We start from the raw sequence: 15578 nt of genomic DNA, 5'->3' as shown, positions 1-15578 counted from the left end.
TAAGCCTTTAGAAGCTAATACAACAGAAATAGATTTTATAGTTGAAGATAAGAATGTTGTGTTTGTTGATGATGTGTTGTATACAGGTCGAAGCATAAGATCTGCATTAACTGCAATCCAATCTTTTGGAAGACCTAACAATATAGAATTACTCACTTTAATAGATCGTCGATTTAGTCGTCATTTGCCAATACAACCAAATTATAAAGGAAGACAGGTTGATGCGATAGACAATCAAAAAGTGAAAGTAAATTGGATGGAAAATGAAGGTGAGGATTCGGTGTATTTAATTGATAAATAGAATACTAAAATTATGAGTGAATTAAGTGTCAATCACTTATTAGGCATCAAATATCTTACAAAACAAGATATAGAACTTATTTTTGAAACTGCAGATCAGTTTAAAGAGGTTATTAATAGACCTATTAAAAAAGTGCCTTCACTTAGAGATATTACTATTGCCAATTTGTTTTTTGAAAATTCAACCAGAACTAAATTATCATTTGAGTTAGCAGAGAAAAGGTTATCTGCTGATGTGATTAATTTTTCAGCGTCACAATCATCAGTTAAAAAAGGGGAAACACTTATTGATACCGTAAATAACATCTTATCTATGAAAGTAGATATGGTGGTAATGCGTCATCCTAATCCTGGTGCAGGAGTATTTTTATCTAAACATGTCAATGCAAGTATTGTAAATGCTGGAGATGGTGCACACGAGCATCCAACACAAGCTTTATTAGATTCATATTCTATAAGAGAGAAACTTGGTTCTGTAAAAGGAAAGAATGTCGTTATTGTTGGCGATATATTACACAGTAGAGTAGCATTGTCTAATATTTATGCGCTTCAATTACAAGGTGCTAATGTTATGGTTTGTGGACCAAAAACGTTGTTGCCAAAATATATAAAAGACTTAGGCGTTAAAGTAGAAACAAACCTTAAAAAAGCTTTAGAGTGGTGTGATGTGGCAAATATGTTAAGAGTTCAGAACGAGCGTATGGATATTAGCTATTTTCCTTCCACTCGAGAGTACACGCAACAATTTGGTGTTAATAAAGAACTACTAGATAGCTTAGATAAAGAGATTGTAATAATGCATCCAGGTCCAATAAACCGTGGAGTAGAAATTACGAGTGATGTTGCAGATTCTAAACAAGCTATTATATTAAATCAAGTTGAAAATGGAGTAGCGGTGAGGATGGCAGTAATTTACCTTTTAGCTTCTAAAATAAAACAATAGATTATGATTGTCGATAAAGATGGTAATACTATAATAATTGCTCAAGAGAAAGCTTCAGTTAAAACGTTAGTTAATAATATAGAGCAATCTTACGATAAGTATAAAGACTACCATCTCGTTGTTAGATTATCAAGTCTTGATAAGATTACATTAGAAGATGTCATTGAGTTTTTACGTTTAAGTAATAATCATCGTTCTGCAAAAAAATCTTTTATTGTTGTTTCTGATATGGTTAATATTGATGAAATGCCAGACGAAATTATCGTCGTACCGACTTTGCAGGAGGCTTTTGATATTATTGAAATGGAAGACATTGAACGCGATTTAGGGTTTTAATATATGAAACTTACTATTCTCGGTTGTCATAGTGCAACGCCTCGTACCAATACCAATCCAACCTCACAAGTTCTTGAGATTAAAAATCATATGTTTTTAATTGATTGTGGTGAGGGAACTCAGGTAGAATTAAGACGAAATAAAGTCAAGTTTTCAAGGATTAAACATATATTTATTTCACATCTTCATGGTGATCATTACTTTGGTTTAGTTGGTTTGATTAGCACATTTAGGTTGCTTACAAGAGAAACTGAACTTCATATTTATGCACCAAAAGGCCTAAAGGAAGTGATTACGCTTCAAATGAAATTGTCTGATAGTTGGACTAATTACCCTTTGATTTTTCACGAATTGACTTCAAAAAAATCAGAATTAATTTATGAAGATGATAAAGTCGAAGTGTTCACAATTCCTTTAAAGCATCGTATATATACCAACGGTTTCTTCTTTAGAGAAAAGGAAAATGAACGTAAGCTAGATATGAATGCGGTTTTAAATGCAAATATCGATATGGCTTACTACAGAAAATTAAAGCAAGGAGCAGATGTAGAAAATGAAGATGGAGTTTTAATTAAAAATGAAGCAGTTACTAAAGATCCAATACCTGCACAAAGCTATGCCTTTTGTAGTGATACGGTTTATAATGAATCTGTTATTCCTATTATTAAGGAAGCAACAGTTTTATATCACGAATCTACTTTTTTAGACAAGAATGAGTCACTTTGTGAACGAACAAAGCATTGTACTGCTAGACAAGCAGCAACAATAGCTAAAAAAGCGAATGTAGAAACTCTAATACTTGGCCATTATTCTACTCGATATGGAAGTTATGATGGTTTTGAAACCGAGGCAAAAACTGTTTTTGAAAATGTACTTTTGGCTAAAGATGGTAAATCTTTTGAGTTTTAACTAAGTTCATCAAACTGTTCAACCCAGTCAATGGCTTCTCTTAAACTCAATGCTCTTTTCATTGGTATGGATGCCATTTGTTTTTCAATATTTGCATTTAAAAAAGTAGAATTTCTATAGCTTACAATCGAAGCTGCAATTAAAATACTTTCATCTTTATCAAAATAAGACCAAAGTACTGGGTCGATAGAATAAGCATTAATCCGGTTGGCTATATAAGCTAGGTTCCTATTATATCCATAATAATCTATTAAGGAGCTTAAAAGTTGATCTAATTTTATTGAATTAAAGTGCTCTCCCTCATTAACTTCCATAACAAAAAAGTTATCACATAGGAAATAAGAGCCAAAATCTAAAACAACTTTTTTATAATTCAATGATTTTGAAACTAAGGAATCTTCAAAGCGCATGTTATGTTGTAATATTTTAGTTAGGGTTAAAATATAACCAAAACTACTCTTTTTTTGATAGAAACAAAATAATCAACTAACTTCGTAAGCCTATGGAAAAAGATCTAAGCAACTATAGAAAATCTTACGAAAAGGATGAATTGTTACTAGAAAATGTACCAGAAAATCCTATTGAACTTTTCAGAGATTGGTTTATTGAAGTCGATACACATTTCGATGTAGATGAAGCAAACGCTATGACTGTTTCTACTATTGGTTTAGACGGTTATCCTAAGAGTAGAGTAGTACTGCTTAAAAAATACACTCATGAGGGTTTTATATTCTACACTAATTATAATAGTGAAAAAGGAAAAGCCATTACTGAGAACTCAAACGTTTGCTTGTCTTTCTTTTGGCATGGAGCTGAACGCCAAATTATTATAAAAGGAAAAGCAGAAAAAATAGCTGAGAATCTAAGTGATGGTTATTTTGAATCGCGTCCAAGAGGAAGTCAGCTTGGAGCCATAGCTTCTAATCAAAGTGATGTGATTACAGATAGAAACGCACTTGATGCTAAATTAAAAGCTTTAGAAACAGATTATGAAGGCAAAGACATTAATAGACCAAAACATTGGGGAGGATTTATAATAAAACCTGTTGAGCTTGAGTTTTGGCAAGGTAGACCTAATAGACTTCATGATAGAATACGATATCAACTACAAGAAGATTATAATTGGAAAATTGAACGATTAGCACCTTAGATTTTATCCGACGAAACACACTTTATTTCAGATTAAATTCACTTTCACTATTTAAAAACATGTATTTCATCGATGTTTTACATAAATATTCGACTAACGACATGTTTTTCATCGATTTTAACATTTAGTTAACAAATTAACATAAGAAGGCAGTTACTTTAGTAATCCCAAACCTAAATAACCTACTTATGAAAGTTACTAAACTGTTGCCATTTCTGGCTATTGTTACCCTCTTAGGCTTTACGTCTTGTTCTACAGATAGTGCTGCAGAAGACAAGATTAATTCTATTGAAGTTCCTGTTGCACCTCAAGCAAAACTGATTGAAATTGAAATTATGGAACTAATTAATGCACACAGAATTACTTTAGGTTTAAACCCATTAGAAGATCATAATACAGTTAAAGCTGTTGCTTTTACACATACTGATTATATGATTGAAGTAGATAACGTATCTCACGATAACTTCTTTCAAAGAAAACAAAGCTTACAGGCTAATGCAAGTGCAAACATCGTTTCAGAAAATGTAGCTTACGGTTTCAGTTCTGCAGAGTCTGTTGTTAATGCTTGGTTAAATAGTCCAAGTCATAAAGAAAATATAGAAGGTGATTTTACGGATTTCGATGTTTCTGCCGAACAAAACAATGAAGGAAAGTGGTATTTTACTAATATCTTCATTAAGCGCTAAACCGCATTAAAAGTTGATTAATAGCCAAAAAAAGCCACAGTGATGTGGCTTTTTTTATTCGTTTTGTTAATTTTCTATTGAATTGCATTATGATTTTTCTAGTATAAGCAGTCTTTCTTCAATCGTGTTTTGGTACAGGTAGATTAAAATATTCGTTTTTAGTTTTATCCAAAGTTTGTGAAATCAGATTGAAATTTTCTTTTGTAGGTTTTAAATCCACGAATTTATCAATTATAGCCCTATTTCTATAAATGACAAATGTATTTTCAACTTCGGGATTTATTTTATTGAGATTTACTTCACTTTCCTTGTCGAAAAATGATGGAACAAAGGTTAAAGCTGTGCTCTTTATCTTGAGTTCAATTCCTAAATTCTCCAATTGATTATGTCTTTTTTCTTTGCGGTAATTTTTCTCGTTACCATAAACAAAGTAGACTTTTAAATATTTACTACGACTTACGCTTTCAAGTTCTAAAAATGATAACCAATCTTTTATATTATTCCAATTAGGATTATTGCCTACAAAGTAAACTATCCCGTGAAATCTTCCGTATTTACACACAGGACAAGTTTTGGTTCCTTTATCTGGTCCAAACGCATGAAATGGTGTAAATGAAGGATTGTCTTCGCCAATTTCAAGTCCTGAATTCAGTTTTGTTTGATTTTTTTCAGGATAGTTTGGAATATTAAGTCCTAAAATAATATTGTGTTCTACTACTTGTAAATCCTTGTCAATCAACACTCTTAAAATGCCACTTCCACCACGATTTTCAAGAGTCTTTCTTTTTTTTCCTGTCAATAATATATCGTCATCAAAAACAAATCCATCGATGTAATATTCATCCTCAATGTTTGGCTCTTTTATAGAAGTGTGAATATGTGCAGGTATATCACGGTTTGGATAAGGTGCTGGACGAATTGTATTAATTGAATATTTGCCATTTTCGTCCGATTTGACCCAACCTCTAATATATCCGTGTCTTTTGGCTTGTTCGTCCATTCCTTCTTTTTGGGAATAATATCCGTTGTTGCCGGTTTGCCAATAGTAAATAATTACGTTTGGTGCCGGAATTCTCCCACCAATTTTATAAACTGTTCCTGTTATCAAAAGTTTTTGACCTTTTTCAGTCCAACCAGCACTTGTGTCGATTGACTTAATGTTTTTTGGCATTCCAACGTACATTAATTCGCAACCGTCACAACCTCCGCCAACAAGTTTTCTCTTTTCAGATTGTTTTTCGTCTGTTTTGATTTGTCCGCTACAATTTGTAAATATGCTTATACAAGAGAACAAGAAAATGATATTTAATAGTTTCATTGTGGTATGAAAGTTTGTTGATTTTTGTTTTATATCAAAAGATAGGACTAGAAATACCTAACAAAAAATTAAATGGCGTAAGGCGATGAATTTATATGGTAACTTGATGAGTACTTTTAAACTTGCTCTTAAAATTAGAGACATAAGTTCTACTCAATCTTATTTCAGCATCATTATTTAAAAAAATGTCATAATCACCATTAAGACGAGATTTGAATAAAACCACTTTGTCTAGGTTGATAATTGTGGATTTATGTACGCGAACGAAATTTTGGTGATTCAATTGGGCGAAAATTGATTTCAGAGTTTCTTTGTGAAGGTATTTTTTGTCTTTGAGTTGGATTGAAATATATGGTGTATCTGCTTTAATCTGATAGATGTTGCTTACCTCAACAACAGTATTATATTTTCCATTGTTAATAATTATGTTCTCGATGTAGGGTTTTTTATTTGAAGAAATTATATCAGTTAGTTTATAAGAAAGGTATCTGTATCCAAAAACGAAAACAGAATAAATCAGAACAAGTTTATATAAATCGTTAGCTAAAGTATAGGATAGTATTTTATATATGTCATATCTGCCATTATAGAAAAGAACAGAAAAGAACAGAAAAACAAAAGGAAGTATAAGGAGATGGATAATTATAGGTGTAATTATAAAGAATGCTGTTTTGCCAAATGAATCTAAATTTTGATTTTTGAGAATTCTACTTAACATTGCTAATATTGGAATGAAAAGAATCCAAATAGTTTTAAATAAAATTGATTCACTAAAATGAAATGAGGATCCATTTCTATTTGATTCCAAAAAATCTTGAAATATTGTAAGACTTATAATACATATAAATATGACTAAAAGTATTCTAACATTCTTTTTTATGTCTGTTGGAATGCTGTAAATATTTTTTTTTTGAAAGATAGTTTGTATCATAGTTTAATTTCGTCAGAATTAAATATAACTATATATAAAGATAGCACAAAAAAAGCAAGCCCATAAGAGCTCGCTTTTTAATTAAGTAATATGAAGGTAAAACTAATCGTTTACAATGTAGAAATAAGATCGTCTATTGAGTTGATGTTCTTCTTCAGTACATTTTACACGGTTAGCACATTTATTTAATAATTGAGACTCTCCATAGCCAATAGCACTTTGTACTCTATTAGCTTCAATACCTCTAGAAATGATATAATCTCGCGTAGATTTAGCTCGTCTGTCTGAAAGTTTCATGTTATATCTATCACGTCCACGACTATCTGTGTGAGATTCAATTTTAATGACCATTTCTGGATGCTTACGAAGTACATCAACAATATTCTCAAGCTCGTACTCTGCATCTGTTCTAATATTCGATTTGTCAAAATCAAAGAAAATAGGATTGATAACAATTTGGTTATCTATGATTAAAGGCATTAAGTTTAGATCGGCATTGATAGGTTTGTTATTTTCATCTGTTGTTGTTACAGTCTTTTTATTTTCTTTATAATCTTGTTTTGTACCGACTACAGTATAAGTTTTGTTACAATCTACTTCAAAATAAAAATAGCTTTTACCTTTTGTGTTTTTCTCTTCAAGGACTTTTCCGGTTTCATCAATTAAACGAACAGTCACTCCTGTTAAGAATATACCAGTGATACTATCTCTAATAACTCCAGTGATTTCTTGTTTGCATTGATACGAATTAAAACTATAAATATCGTCTCCGCCTTTACCATTTGGTCGGTTAGAAGAAAAGTAACCTTTATCTGTTTCAGAATCTAAGAAGAATGCAAAATCATCATAACCACTATTGTAAGGTGCTCCCATATTTTGTGGTTCAGAGCGATCTCCTCTTAAATTATATGATTTAAAAATATCGAGTAAACCTAAATTTAAATAACCATCTGATGAAAAGTATAGTGTATTATCCTTACTTACAAAAGGAAACATTTCGCGACCTTCTGTATTAATTAGTTCCCCTAAATTTTCAGGTTCTCCATAAGTGCCATCTTCGTTTATAGACACTGAGTAAATATCGGTTTGTCCAATGCCTCCTTCTCGGTCAGATACAAAATATAAAGTTTTATTATCTGGACTTAAGGTAGGATGCCCTGTTGAAAACATTTTATCATTAAAAGGCAGTTCAATAATATTTGTCCATTGGTTATTTTCTAGAGTAGCCTTATACATCTTTAAATGTGAAGTTCCCTTCTTATCATAACCAATTTTGTTGCGCTTATTCACATTATCTCTAGTAAAATATAATGTTTTACCATCATTAGTTATCGCAACTGAAGCTTCGTGATATTCAGTATTTATTGTACTTGATGCAATATCTGTTACTGATCCATAGTTGCGAATATCTCCTTCTCCTGTAATTGAAACCTGTACTAAATCTAAGAAAGGTTCTTGATTCCAATTATATACTTTTTTACCATCACCTCTTGCTGATGCAAAGTATAATGTACTATTATGCACATAAGATCCAAAGTCAGAATTTTTAGTATTAAAAGGTAAATTTTCTATATCGACTACAACATCATTTTTTGAAGTGAGTTTATCATAGATATCTACTTCATCTGGATTATAGCCTTTAAGTCTGCTATCTCCTTGTTGAGCAGCACTTAATTCTTTAAGCCATTTATCTGCTTCTTCGTAATTACCAATACTTCTCAAAGATTGAATATATTTATATAAATATTCTGCATCTATGGTTTTAGACTCTTTTAAAGCTTCACCATACCAATAGGTAGCTTTTTCTGAATTAGAGTTGTTATAGTAAGCATCTCCTAATCGTGTTAATACATGAACACTATTTTCGCCTTTTTCAACAGCTTTTTCATATAACTCTATGGCTTTAACATAGCCAAAATTATTAAAGAATTTATCTGCCAACTTTGTTTGAGCAAAGACTAACGAACTGCTTAAAATTAGAATGAATGCTAATATTTTTGTCTTCATAATGTGTTTCATTTTAGAAGTATCTTGGCGATTTAATTCGTTTACTTTTAAAGACTTCGAACATTAGTAATACTTCGTGAGTACCACTAGTGTAAGCCCTTATATCTGAAATTGGATATTCGTATGCATAGCCAATTCTCATTTGCTTTGATATCTGAAAATCTGCAATACCACCAATTGCAGCAGCAGACTGGTTTACTCTATAAGATCCACCAACCCAAAAGGTTTCATTAAACAAAAAGTTTGCCGAAATATCAAAAGAGAGTGGAGCTCCGTTTGTAGCCTTTAATAGTACTGAAGGTTTTAATTTAGTTGTTTCGCTTAAATCGAAAACATAACCACCAGTAATATAATAACTGATACGTTCTAAAGCCACATAGTCTATAGTTCCATTACCACCATTATTATAATCTGTATTTAAAATTCTTGGTGCCGAAAGCCCTAAGTACCAACGTTGCGAATGCCAGTATAAACCAGCACCTACATTTGGACTCCAACGGTTAGAAACATCATTAAAAAACGGATCGCTAACAACTGAAGGGTCATTTAGTAATTCTTCATCTAAATTGTAATGCGTAAAACCTGCTTTAAGACCAAAGGCTAATTTTGAATCTATACCAGTTTGTATTGTATATGAAAAGTCACCATAGATATATGAGAAATTTTCGTAACCTAGTTTATCATTAATAAACGAAAGACCTAAACCAATCTTTTCATTTCTTAAAGGAGTATGAATAGATAATGTTTGTGTTTCGGGCCCACCTTCTAATCCAACCCATTGACTTCTATGTAAGCCAACAACACTGAGCGTTTCTCTACTACCTGCATAAGCCGGATTTATAGAGATGGTGTTAAACATGTATTGCGTAAATTGAGGTAACTGCTGTGCAAAGGCCGTTGATACACTCAAAAAAAGTATGGCAATACTTAAAATTTTAGATAGCTTCATCGGTTAAGTTTATTTAGTTGCTACGTAGATAGGACCAGCAAATGGTTCTAATCCACTATTTCTTAAATTAATTATATAATAGTAAGTTCCTGTTGGGACTTTTCCAGAACTTCCCACTGAAGATCCGTGTGCATCTCCATTCCAATCATTTTGGTAATTGTTATTTTTATAAATCTCAGCTCCCCATCGATTGAATATCTGAAGTTCTACAACAAAACCACAAACTTCTACACCAGTAATTGTAAAGTACTCATTATAATTATCTCCATTTGCCGTTACAGTTTTAGAGATGACTACATTGTCTTTACCACAAGCCAATACAACACAATCATCATCTATAGTTACATTAACTTCTACTTCTGTTGGACATGGTCCTTCTGTAATAGAATACATAAATGTATAAATACCAATCTCATCAACAGACGCAGGGTCAAAGAAACTTCCATTTAAACTAGCATTACCAGCAACGACAGTCCATGTTCCATCCATATCGAAATCGCCAGACAATAAATCGAATAAATCGAATTCTATATCCAGTATACAACGATTAGCATCAGAGACATTGATAACATTGCTGATTTCTACAGTTATATTCTGCACAAATTGAGATTCGTTACCACAATCATCAGTAACAATCCATGTTCTTATGATGCTATAATCTTCAAAATCATTAATTTGGGTTGAAGCTTCATTAAAGACAACATCAATATCATTAGAACATGAATCTTCAAATACTAAATCTGGTATACTTGGTATTGAGTCACATGCTACAGTTATGTTTTCATCAAATGCTGTTACTAGAGTAGGTGCTGTATTATCTCTAACTGTAATAATCTGTATATGAATTGCATCATTTCCACAATTGTCTGTTGTAGTCCAAGTACGTTCTATGATATAGTCACCTATACATGCACCATTTGTAATTTCTTCTTCAACAGTTACATTTGTAGTACTACAGCTATCAGTTGCAGTTAGTGTTTCAGCTACTGGAACAGCATCACATTCAGCATCCATATCTGCAGGCAATGTCTCATTAAACGATGGTGCAGTAGTATCTTGAACTGTTATAGTTTGTGTATGAATTGTTTCATTTCCACAATCATCTGCAGCAGTCCATGTTCTAACTAATGTATATTCGTTATCACAGCTTCCTGCAGTCGTTGATTCTACAACAGTTACAGTAGCATCACCACAATTATCAGTTGCAGTAATTGTTTCTGTAGCAGGAACAGCATCACATTCTAAAGTTACATCTGAAGGTAAATCAACATCAAATGTTGGAGGTGTACTATCTTGAATTGTAATTGTTTGAATTAAAACGGTAGTATTATCACAGTCGTCAGTCAATGACCAAGTACGAGTAATTATAGATTCGTTGGCACAACTTCCAGCTGTTTCGCTATCAGTAAATGTAGCTTCTATACCAGAATCACAATTATCAGCTTCATCTGTTACATCACCAGTAATAGCCAAATTAGTAACATCAACGTCACATTCTACTGTAATATCAGCAGGAATAGTAAAAGTTGGTGCTGTAGTATCTTGAATAGTAATAGTTTGAACTAAAGTTGTTGTATTGTCACAATCATCTTCTAAAGTCCAAGTTCTTTGAATAGTATATGAATCTCTACAACTACCTTCAACAGTTGTATCTAAAAATGTAGCTTCAAGACCTGTAGAACAGTTATCTGTTTCATCAGTAACGTTACCAGTAATAGTTAAGTCCGTAGCATCTACATCACATTCAATAGTCAAGTCTACAGGAACGGTAAACGTTGGTGCTGTAGTATCAACCACATTAATAGTTTGAACTAAAGTAGTTGCATTATCACATTCATCAGTTAAAGACCAAGTACGAGTAATTACATACTCGTTAGTGCAATTTCCTGCTGCAACAATATCAGAATAAGTCGCTTCAAGACCAGTTGCACAATTGTCAGTTTCGTCAGTGACGTCTCCAGTAATAGTTAAATTCGTAGAATCTACATCACATTCAACAGTTAAATCCGCAGGTACAGTAAACGTTGGTGCTGTAGTATCTACTACATTGATTGTTTGAACTAATGTTGTTGTATTATCACATTCATCAGTTAAAGACCAAGTACGAGTAATTACAGATTCGTTGGCACAATTTCCTGCTGCAACAATATCAGAATAAGTCGCTTCAAGTCCAGTAGAACAATTGTCAGTTTCGTCAGTAACGTCACCAGTAATAGTTAAGTCCGTAGCATCAACATCACATTCAATAGTTAAGTCTGTAGGAACTGTAAATGTTGGTGTCGTATTATCTTCGATTCTTATTGTTTGTAAAGCAGTAGAAATATTGTCACAACTATCTACAAGAGTCCATTTCCTATTAATAATATAGGACCCTGGACAATTTCCATCAGTAATGATATCTTTATATATAGCTTCTAATCCTATAGAACAATTATCTGCTTCATCAATAACATCTCCAGTTATAGTTAAGTCATTTACATCAACGTCACATTCTAAGTTTAAATTTGCAGGTGCAGTAAATGTTGGTGGAGTAGTATCAACCACACTAATAGTTTGTATTAAAGTAGTTGTATTGTTACAAGTATCCGCAAGAGACCATGTACGAGTGATTATAGATTCGTTAGCACAACTTCCAACAGCTACAGTATCTGAATATGTTGCCTCTAAATCTGTATCACAACTATCGTTTTCATCAATAACATCACCAGTAATTGTTAAATTATTTTCATCAATATCACATTCTATAGTAATGTCAGCAGGCACAGTAAATGTAGGAGGCGTTGTATCTTGAACAGTTATGGTTTGGTCAGCAGACGTTGCATTACCACAATCGTCAGTAGCCGTCCATGTTCTTATAATTGTTTTTGTATTACCACAAGCTGCAGTTTCTACATCAGATTGAGAAATCGTCACTGAACCACAAGTATCATTACCAGTAGCGACACCAGTGTTAGCACTCGACTCATCTTCCGTACATTCAATAGTCACATCCGCAGGAGCAGAGATTGTAGGAGGTGTTGTGTCTTGAACAGTTATGGTTTGGTCAGCAGACGTTGCATTACCACAAGCATCAGTAGCCGTCCATGTTCTTATAATAGTTTTCGTATTACCACAAGCTGCAGTTTCTACATCAGATTGAGAAATAGTTACTGTACCACAAGTATCAGAACCAGTAGCCATACCAGTATTAGCACTCGACTCATCTTCCGTACATTCAATAGTGACATCAGCAGGAGCAGAGATTGTAGGAGGCGTTGTGTCTTGAACAGTTATGGTTTGGTCAGCAGACGTTGCATTACCACAAGTATCAGTAGCCGTCCATGTTCTTATAATAGTTTTCGTATTACCACAAGCTGCAGTTTCTACATCAGATTGAGAAATGGTTACTGTACCACAAGTATCAGAACCAGTGGCTACACCAGTGTTAGCAGAAGACTCATCTTCTGTACACTCAATAGTAACATCAGCAGGAGCAGTAATTGTAGGAGGCGTTGTATCTTGAACAGTTATGGTTTGGTCAGCAGACGTTGCATTACCACAATCGTCAGTAGCCGTCCATGTTCTTATAATTGTTTTTGTATTACCACAAGCTGCAGTTTCTACATCAGATTGAGAAATCGTCACTGAACTACAAGTATCAGAACCAGTAGCCACACCAGTGTTAGCACTTGTTTCATCTTCTGTACATTCAATAGTCACATCAGCAGGAGCAGAGATTGTAGGAGGTGTTGTATCTTGAACAGTTATGGTTTGGTCAGCAGACGTTGCATTACCACAAGTATCAGTAGCCGTCCATGTCCTTATAATAGTTTTCGTATTACCACAAGCTGCAGTTTCTACATCAGATTGAGAAATGGTTACTGTACCACAAGTATCAGAACCAGTGGCTACACCAGTGTTAGCAGAAGACTCATCTTCTGTACACTCAATAGTAACATCAGCAGGAGCAGTAATTGTAGGAGGCGTTGTATCTTGAACAGTTATGGTTTGGTCAGCAGACGTTGCATTACCACAATCGTCAGTAGCCGTCCATGTTCTTATAATTGTTTTTGTATTACCACAAGCTGCAGTTTCTACATCAGATTGAGAAATCGTCACTGAACTACAAGTATCAGAACCAGTAGCCACACCAGTGTTAGCACTTGTTTCATCTTCTGTACATTCAATAGTCACATCAGCAGGAGCAGAGATTGTAGGAGGTGTTGTATCTTGAACAGTTATGGTTTGGTCAGCAGACGTTGCATTACCACAAGCATCAGTCGCTGTCCATGTTCTTATAATAGTTTTCGTATTACCACAAGCTTCAGTTTCAACATCAGATTGTGACATGATTACATCACCACAAGTATCAGATCCAGTAGCAACACCAGTGTTAGCAGAAGACTCATCTTCGGTACACTCAATAGTAACATCAGCAGGAGCAGAGATTGTAGGAGGAGTAGTATCAGTAACAGTAATAGTTTGATCAGCAGAGGTTGCATTACCACAAGCATCAGTAGCCGTCCATGTTCTTGTAATGGTTTTAGTATTTCCACAAGTTTCAATTTCTGAATCAGAGAAAGAAACATTCGGTGCAGCACAGTCATCTGTAGCAGTAGCTGTACCAGTATTTGCTGGATTTGTATCTTCAGTGCATTCAATTGTTATATCCGCAGGAATTGTCAAAATAGGATCTACTGTATCAATAATTGAATATGTTGCTGTTGTAGATGAAGCATTATTACAATCATCAGTAGCAGTAAAGGTTACTGTAATCGCACCATTTGCACAATCCACAGCTGTATTCGATCCATAATCATTAGACCAAGTTACGTTGCCACAAGTATCTGAGGCAGTTGCTCCAGCATTATTTAATAACCAGGCTTCTAATGTTCCATCTGGAGTAACTCCACATTGGATGTCAATATTTTGAATACCAGAATTATCAATTGTAGGAGGCGTTGTGTCTTGAACAGTTATGGTTTGGTCAGCAGACGTTGCATTACCACAAGCATCAGTAGCCGTCCATGTTCTTATAATAGTTTTCGTATTACCACAAGCTGCAGTTTCTACATCAGATTGAGAAATCGTCACTGAACCACAAGTATCATTACCAGTAGCCACACCAGTATTAGCACTCGACTCATCTTCCGTACATTCAATAGTGACATCAGCAGGAGCAGAGATTGTAGGAGGTGTTGTGTCTTGCACTATAATTGTTTGGTCAGCAGACGTAGCGTTACCACAATCGTCAGTAGCCGTCCATGTTCTTGTAATAGTTTTTGTATTACCACAAGCTAGAGTTTCTAGATCAGATTGAGAAATAGTTACTGTACCACAAGTATCAGAACCAGTAGCCACACCAGTGTTAGCACTCGACTCATCTTCGGTACACTCAATAGTAACATCAGCAGGAGCAGAGATTGTAGGAGGAGTAGTATCAGTAACAGTAATAGTTTGATCAGCCGAAGTTGCGTTACCACAAGCATCAGTAGCGGTCCATGTTCTTACAATAGTTTTTGTATTCCCACAAGCTTCAGTTTCAACATCAGATTGTAATATGATTACATCACCACAAGTGTCAATTCCAGTAGCAACACCAGTGTTAGCAGAAGACTCATCTTCTGTACACTCAATAGTAACATCAGCAGGAGCAGTAATTGTAGGAGGTGTTGTATCTTGAACAGTAATCGTTTGATCAGCCGAAGTAGCGTTCCCACAAGCATCAGTAGCGGTCCAAGTTCTAATAATAGTTTTTGTATTCCCACAAGCAGTTGTAACATCATCAGTTTGTGTAATCGTCACAGTTCCACAAGTATCAGATCCAGTGGCTACACCAGTGTTAGCAGAAGACTCATCTTCTGTACACTCAATAGTAACATCAGCAGGAGCAGAGATTGTAGGAGGAGTAGTATCAGTAACAGTAATAGTTTGGTCCGCTGAAGTTGCGTTCCCACAAGCATCAGTAGCGGTCCATGTTCTTATAATTGTTTTTGTATTACCACAAGCTGCAGTTTCTACATCAGATTGAGAAATCGTCACTGAACCACAAGTATCAGAACCAGTAGCC

General features: G+C 34.1%; 12 protein-coding genes. 6 read left to right on the top strand and 6 right to left on the bottom strand.

Going from position 1 to position 15578, the window contains the following annotated elements; translation table 11 throughout:
• From QZZ53_RS14200 to QZZ53_RS14185, 4 genes are all read left to right on the top strand, one after another.
• The coding region (locus tag QZZ53_RS14200; RefSeq protein ID WP_296385864.1) for a phosphoribosyltransferase family protein at positions 1-301 on the top strand (301 nt) is incomplete at its 5' end.
• A gap of 12 nt (positions 302-313) precedes the next feature.
• Complete coding sequence (locus tag QZZ53_RS14195; RefSeq protein WP_296385862.1) at positions 314-1243, top strand: aspartate carbamoyltransferase catalytic subunit; 930 nt, start codon at positions 314-316, stop codon at positions 1241-1243.
• A 3-nt stretch (positions 1244-1246) separates the two neighbouring features.
• Entirely contained in the window at positions 1247-1579 is a 333-nt protein-coding gene (locus QZZ53_RS14190; protein WP_296385860.1) for a ribonuclease Z, read from the top strand.
• A 3-nt stretch (positions 1580-1582) separates the two neighbouring features.
• A complete protein-coding gene (locus QZZ53_RS14185) occupies positions 1583-2488 on the top strand; it encodes a ribonuclease Z (RefSeq protein ID WP_296385858.1) in 906 nt (301 codons plus the stop codon).
• Here the strand turns inward: QZZ53_RS14185 and QZZ53_RS14180 are convergent.
• Positions 2485-2898, bottom strand: coding sequence for a hypothetical protein (locus QZZ53_RS14180; RefSeq protein WP_296385856.1), 414 nt, complete (start codon positions 2896-2898; stop codon positions 2485-2487). The two genes, QZZ53_RS14185 and QZZ53_RS14180, sit on opposite strands and share 4 nt — an antisense overlap.
• Positions 2899-2990: 92 nt before the next feature.
• On the opposite strand from QZZ53_RS14180, the gene pdxH reads away from it, so the two are divergent.
• A complete protein-coding gene (pdxH, locus tag QZZ53_RS14175) occupies positions 2991-3638 on the top strand; it encodes a pyridoxamine 5'-phosphate oxidase (protein WP_296385854.1) in 648 nt (215 codons plus the stop codon).
• 188 nt (positions 3639-3826) lie between these two features.
• A complete protein-coding gene (locus QZZ53_RS14170; protein WP_296385852.1) occupies positions 3827-4324 on the top strand; it encodes a CAP domain-containing protein in 498 nt (165 codons plus the stop codon).
• Between the two features lie 118 nt (positions 4325-4442).
• Here the strand turns inward: QZZ53_RS14170 and QZZ53_RS14165 are convergent, their stop codons facing one another.
• From QZZ53_RS14165 to QZZ53_RS14145, 5 genes are all read right to left on the bottom strand, one after another.
• Complete coding sequence (locus QZZ53_RS14165) at positions 4443-5642, bottom strand: intradiol ring-cleavage dioxygenase (RefSeq protein WP_296385849.1); 1200 nt, start codon at positions 5640-5642, stop codon at positions 4443-4445.
• Between the two features lie 91 nt (positions 5643-5733).
• Complete coding sequence (locus QZZ53_RS14160) at positions 5734-6360, bottom strand: LytTR family DNA-binding domain-containing protein (protein ID WP_296385865.1); 627 nt, start codon at positions 6358-6360, stop codon at positions 5734-5736.
• Positions 6361-6675: 315 nt separating this feature from the next.
• A complete protein-coding gene (locus tag QZZ53_RS14155; RefSeq protein ID WP_296385847.1) occupies positions 6676-8580 on the bottom strand; it encodes an OmpA family protein in 1905 nt (634 codons plus the stop codon).
• Between the two features lie 13 nt (positions 8581-8593).
• Complete coding sequence (locus QZZ53_RS14150; RefSeq protein WP_296385845.1) at positions 8594-9529, bottom strand: type IX secretion system membrane protein PorP/SprF; 936 nt, start codon at positions 9527-9529, stop codon at positions 8594-8596.
• 9 nt (positions 9530-9538) lie between these two features.
• A partial coding sequence (locus QZZ53_RS14145; RefSeq protein ID WP_296385843.1) for a gliding motility-associated C-terminal domain-containing protein occupies positions 9539-15578 on the bottom strand: 6040 nt, incomplete at its 5' end.

Origin of the sequence: Winogradskyella sp. (assembly GCF_016744625.1) — a bacterium.
Classification (GTDB): Bacteria; Bacteroidota; Bacteroidia; order Flavobacteriales; family Flavobacteriaceae; genus Winogradskyella.
The sequence above is the reverse complement of the archived record's forward strand: the minus strand, read 5'-3'. Positions and strand labels throughout refer to the sequence as shown.

Bases quoted from the DNA above. Each gene is read 5' to 3' on its own strand.
- QZZ53_RS14165 (WP_296385849.1), bottom strand. From the start codon at position 5,642: ATGAAACTATTAAATATCATTTTCTTGTTCTCTTGTATAAGCATATTT.
- QZZ53_RS14190 (WP_296385860.1), top strand. From the start codon at position 1,247: ATGATTGTCGATAAAGATGGTAATACTATAATAATTGCTCAAGAGAAA.
- QZZ53_RS14150 (WP_296385845.1), bottom strand. From the start codon at position 9,529: ATGAAGCTATCTAAAATTTTAAGTATTGCCATACTTTTTTTGAGTGTA.
- QZZ53_RS14195 (WP_296385862.1), top strand. From the start codon at position 314: ATGAGTGAATTAAGTGTCAATCACTTATTAGGCATCAAATATCTTACA.
- QZZ53_RS14155 (WP_296385847.1), bottom strand. From the start codon at position 8,580: ATGAAGACAAAAATATTAGCATTCATTCTAATTTTAAGCAGTTCGTTA.
- QZZ53_RS14185 (WP_296385858.1), top strand. From the start codon at position 1,583: ATGAAACTTACTATTCTCGGTTGTCATAGTGCAACGCCTCGTACCAAT.
- QZZ53_RS14160 (WP_296385865.1), bottom strand. From the start codon at position 6,360: ATGTTAAGTAGAATTCTCAAAAATCAAAATTTAGATTCATTTGGCAAA.
- QZZ53_RS14180 (WP_296385856.1), bottom strand. From the start codon at position 2,898: ATGCGCTTTGAAGATTCCTTAGTTTCAAAATCATTGAATTATAAAAAA.
- pdxH (WP_296385854.1), top strand. From the start codon at position 2,991: ATGGAAAAAGATCTAAGCAACTATAGAAAATCTTACGAAAAGGATGAA.
- QZZ53_RS14170 (WP_296385852.1), top strand. From the start codon at position 3,827: ATGAAAGTTACTAAACTGTTGCCATTTCTGGCTATTGTTACCCTCTTA.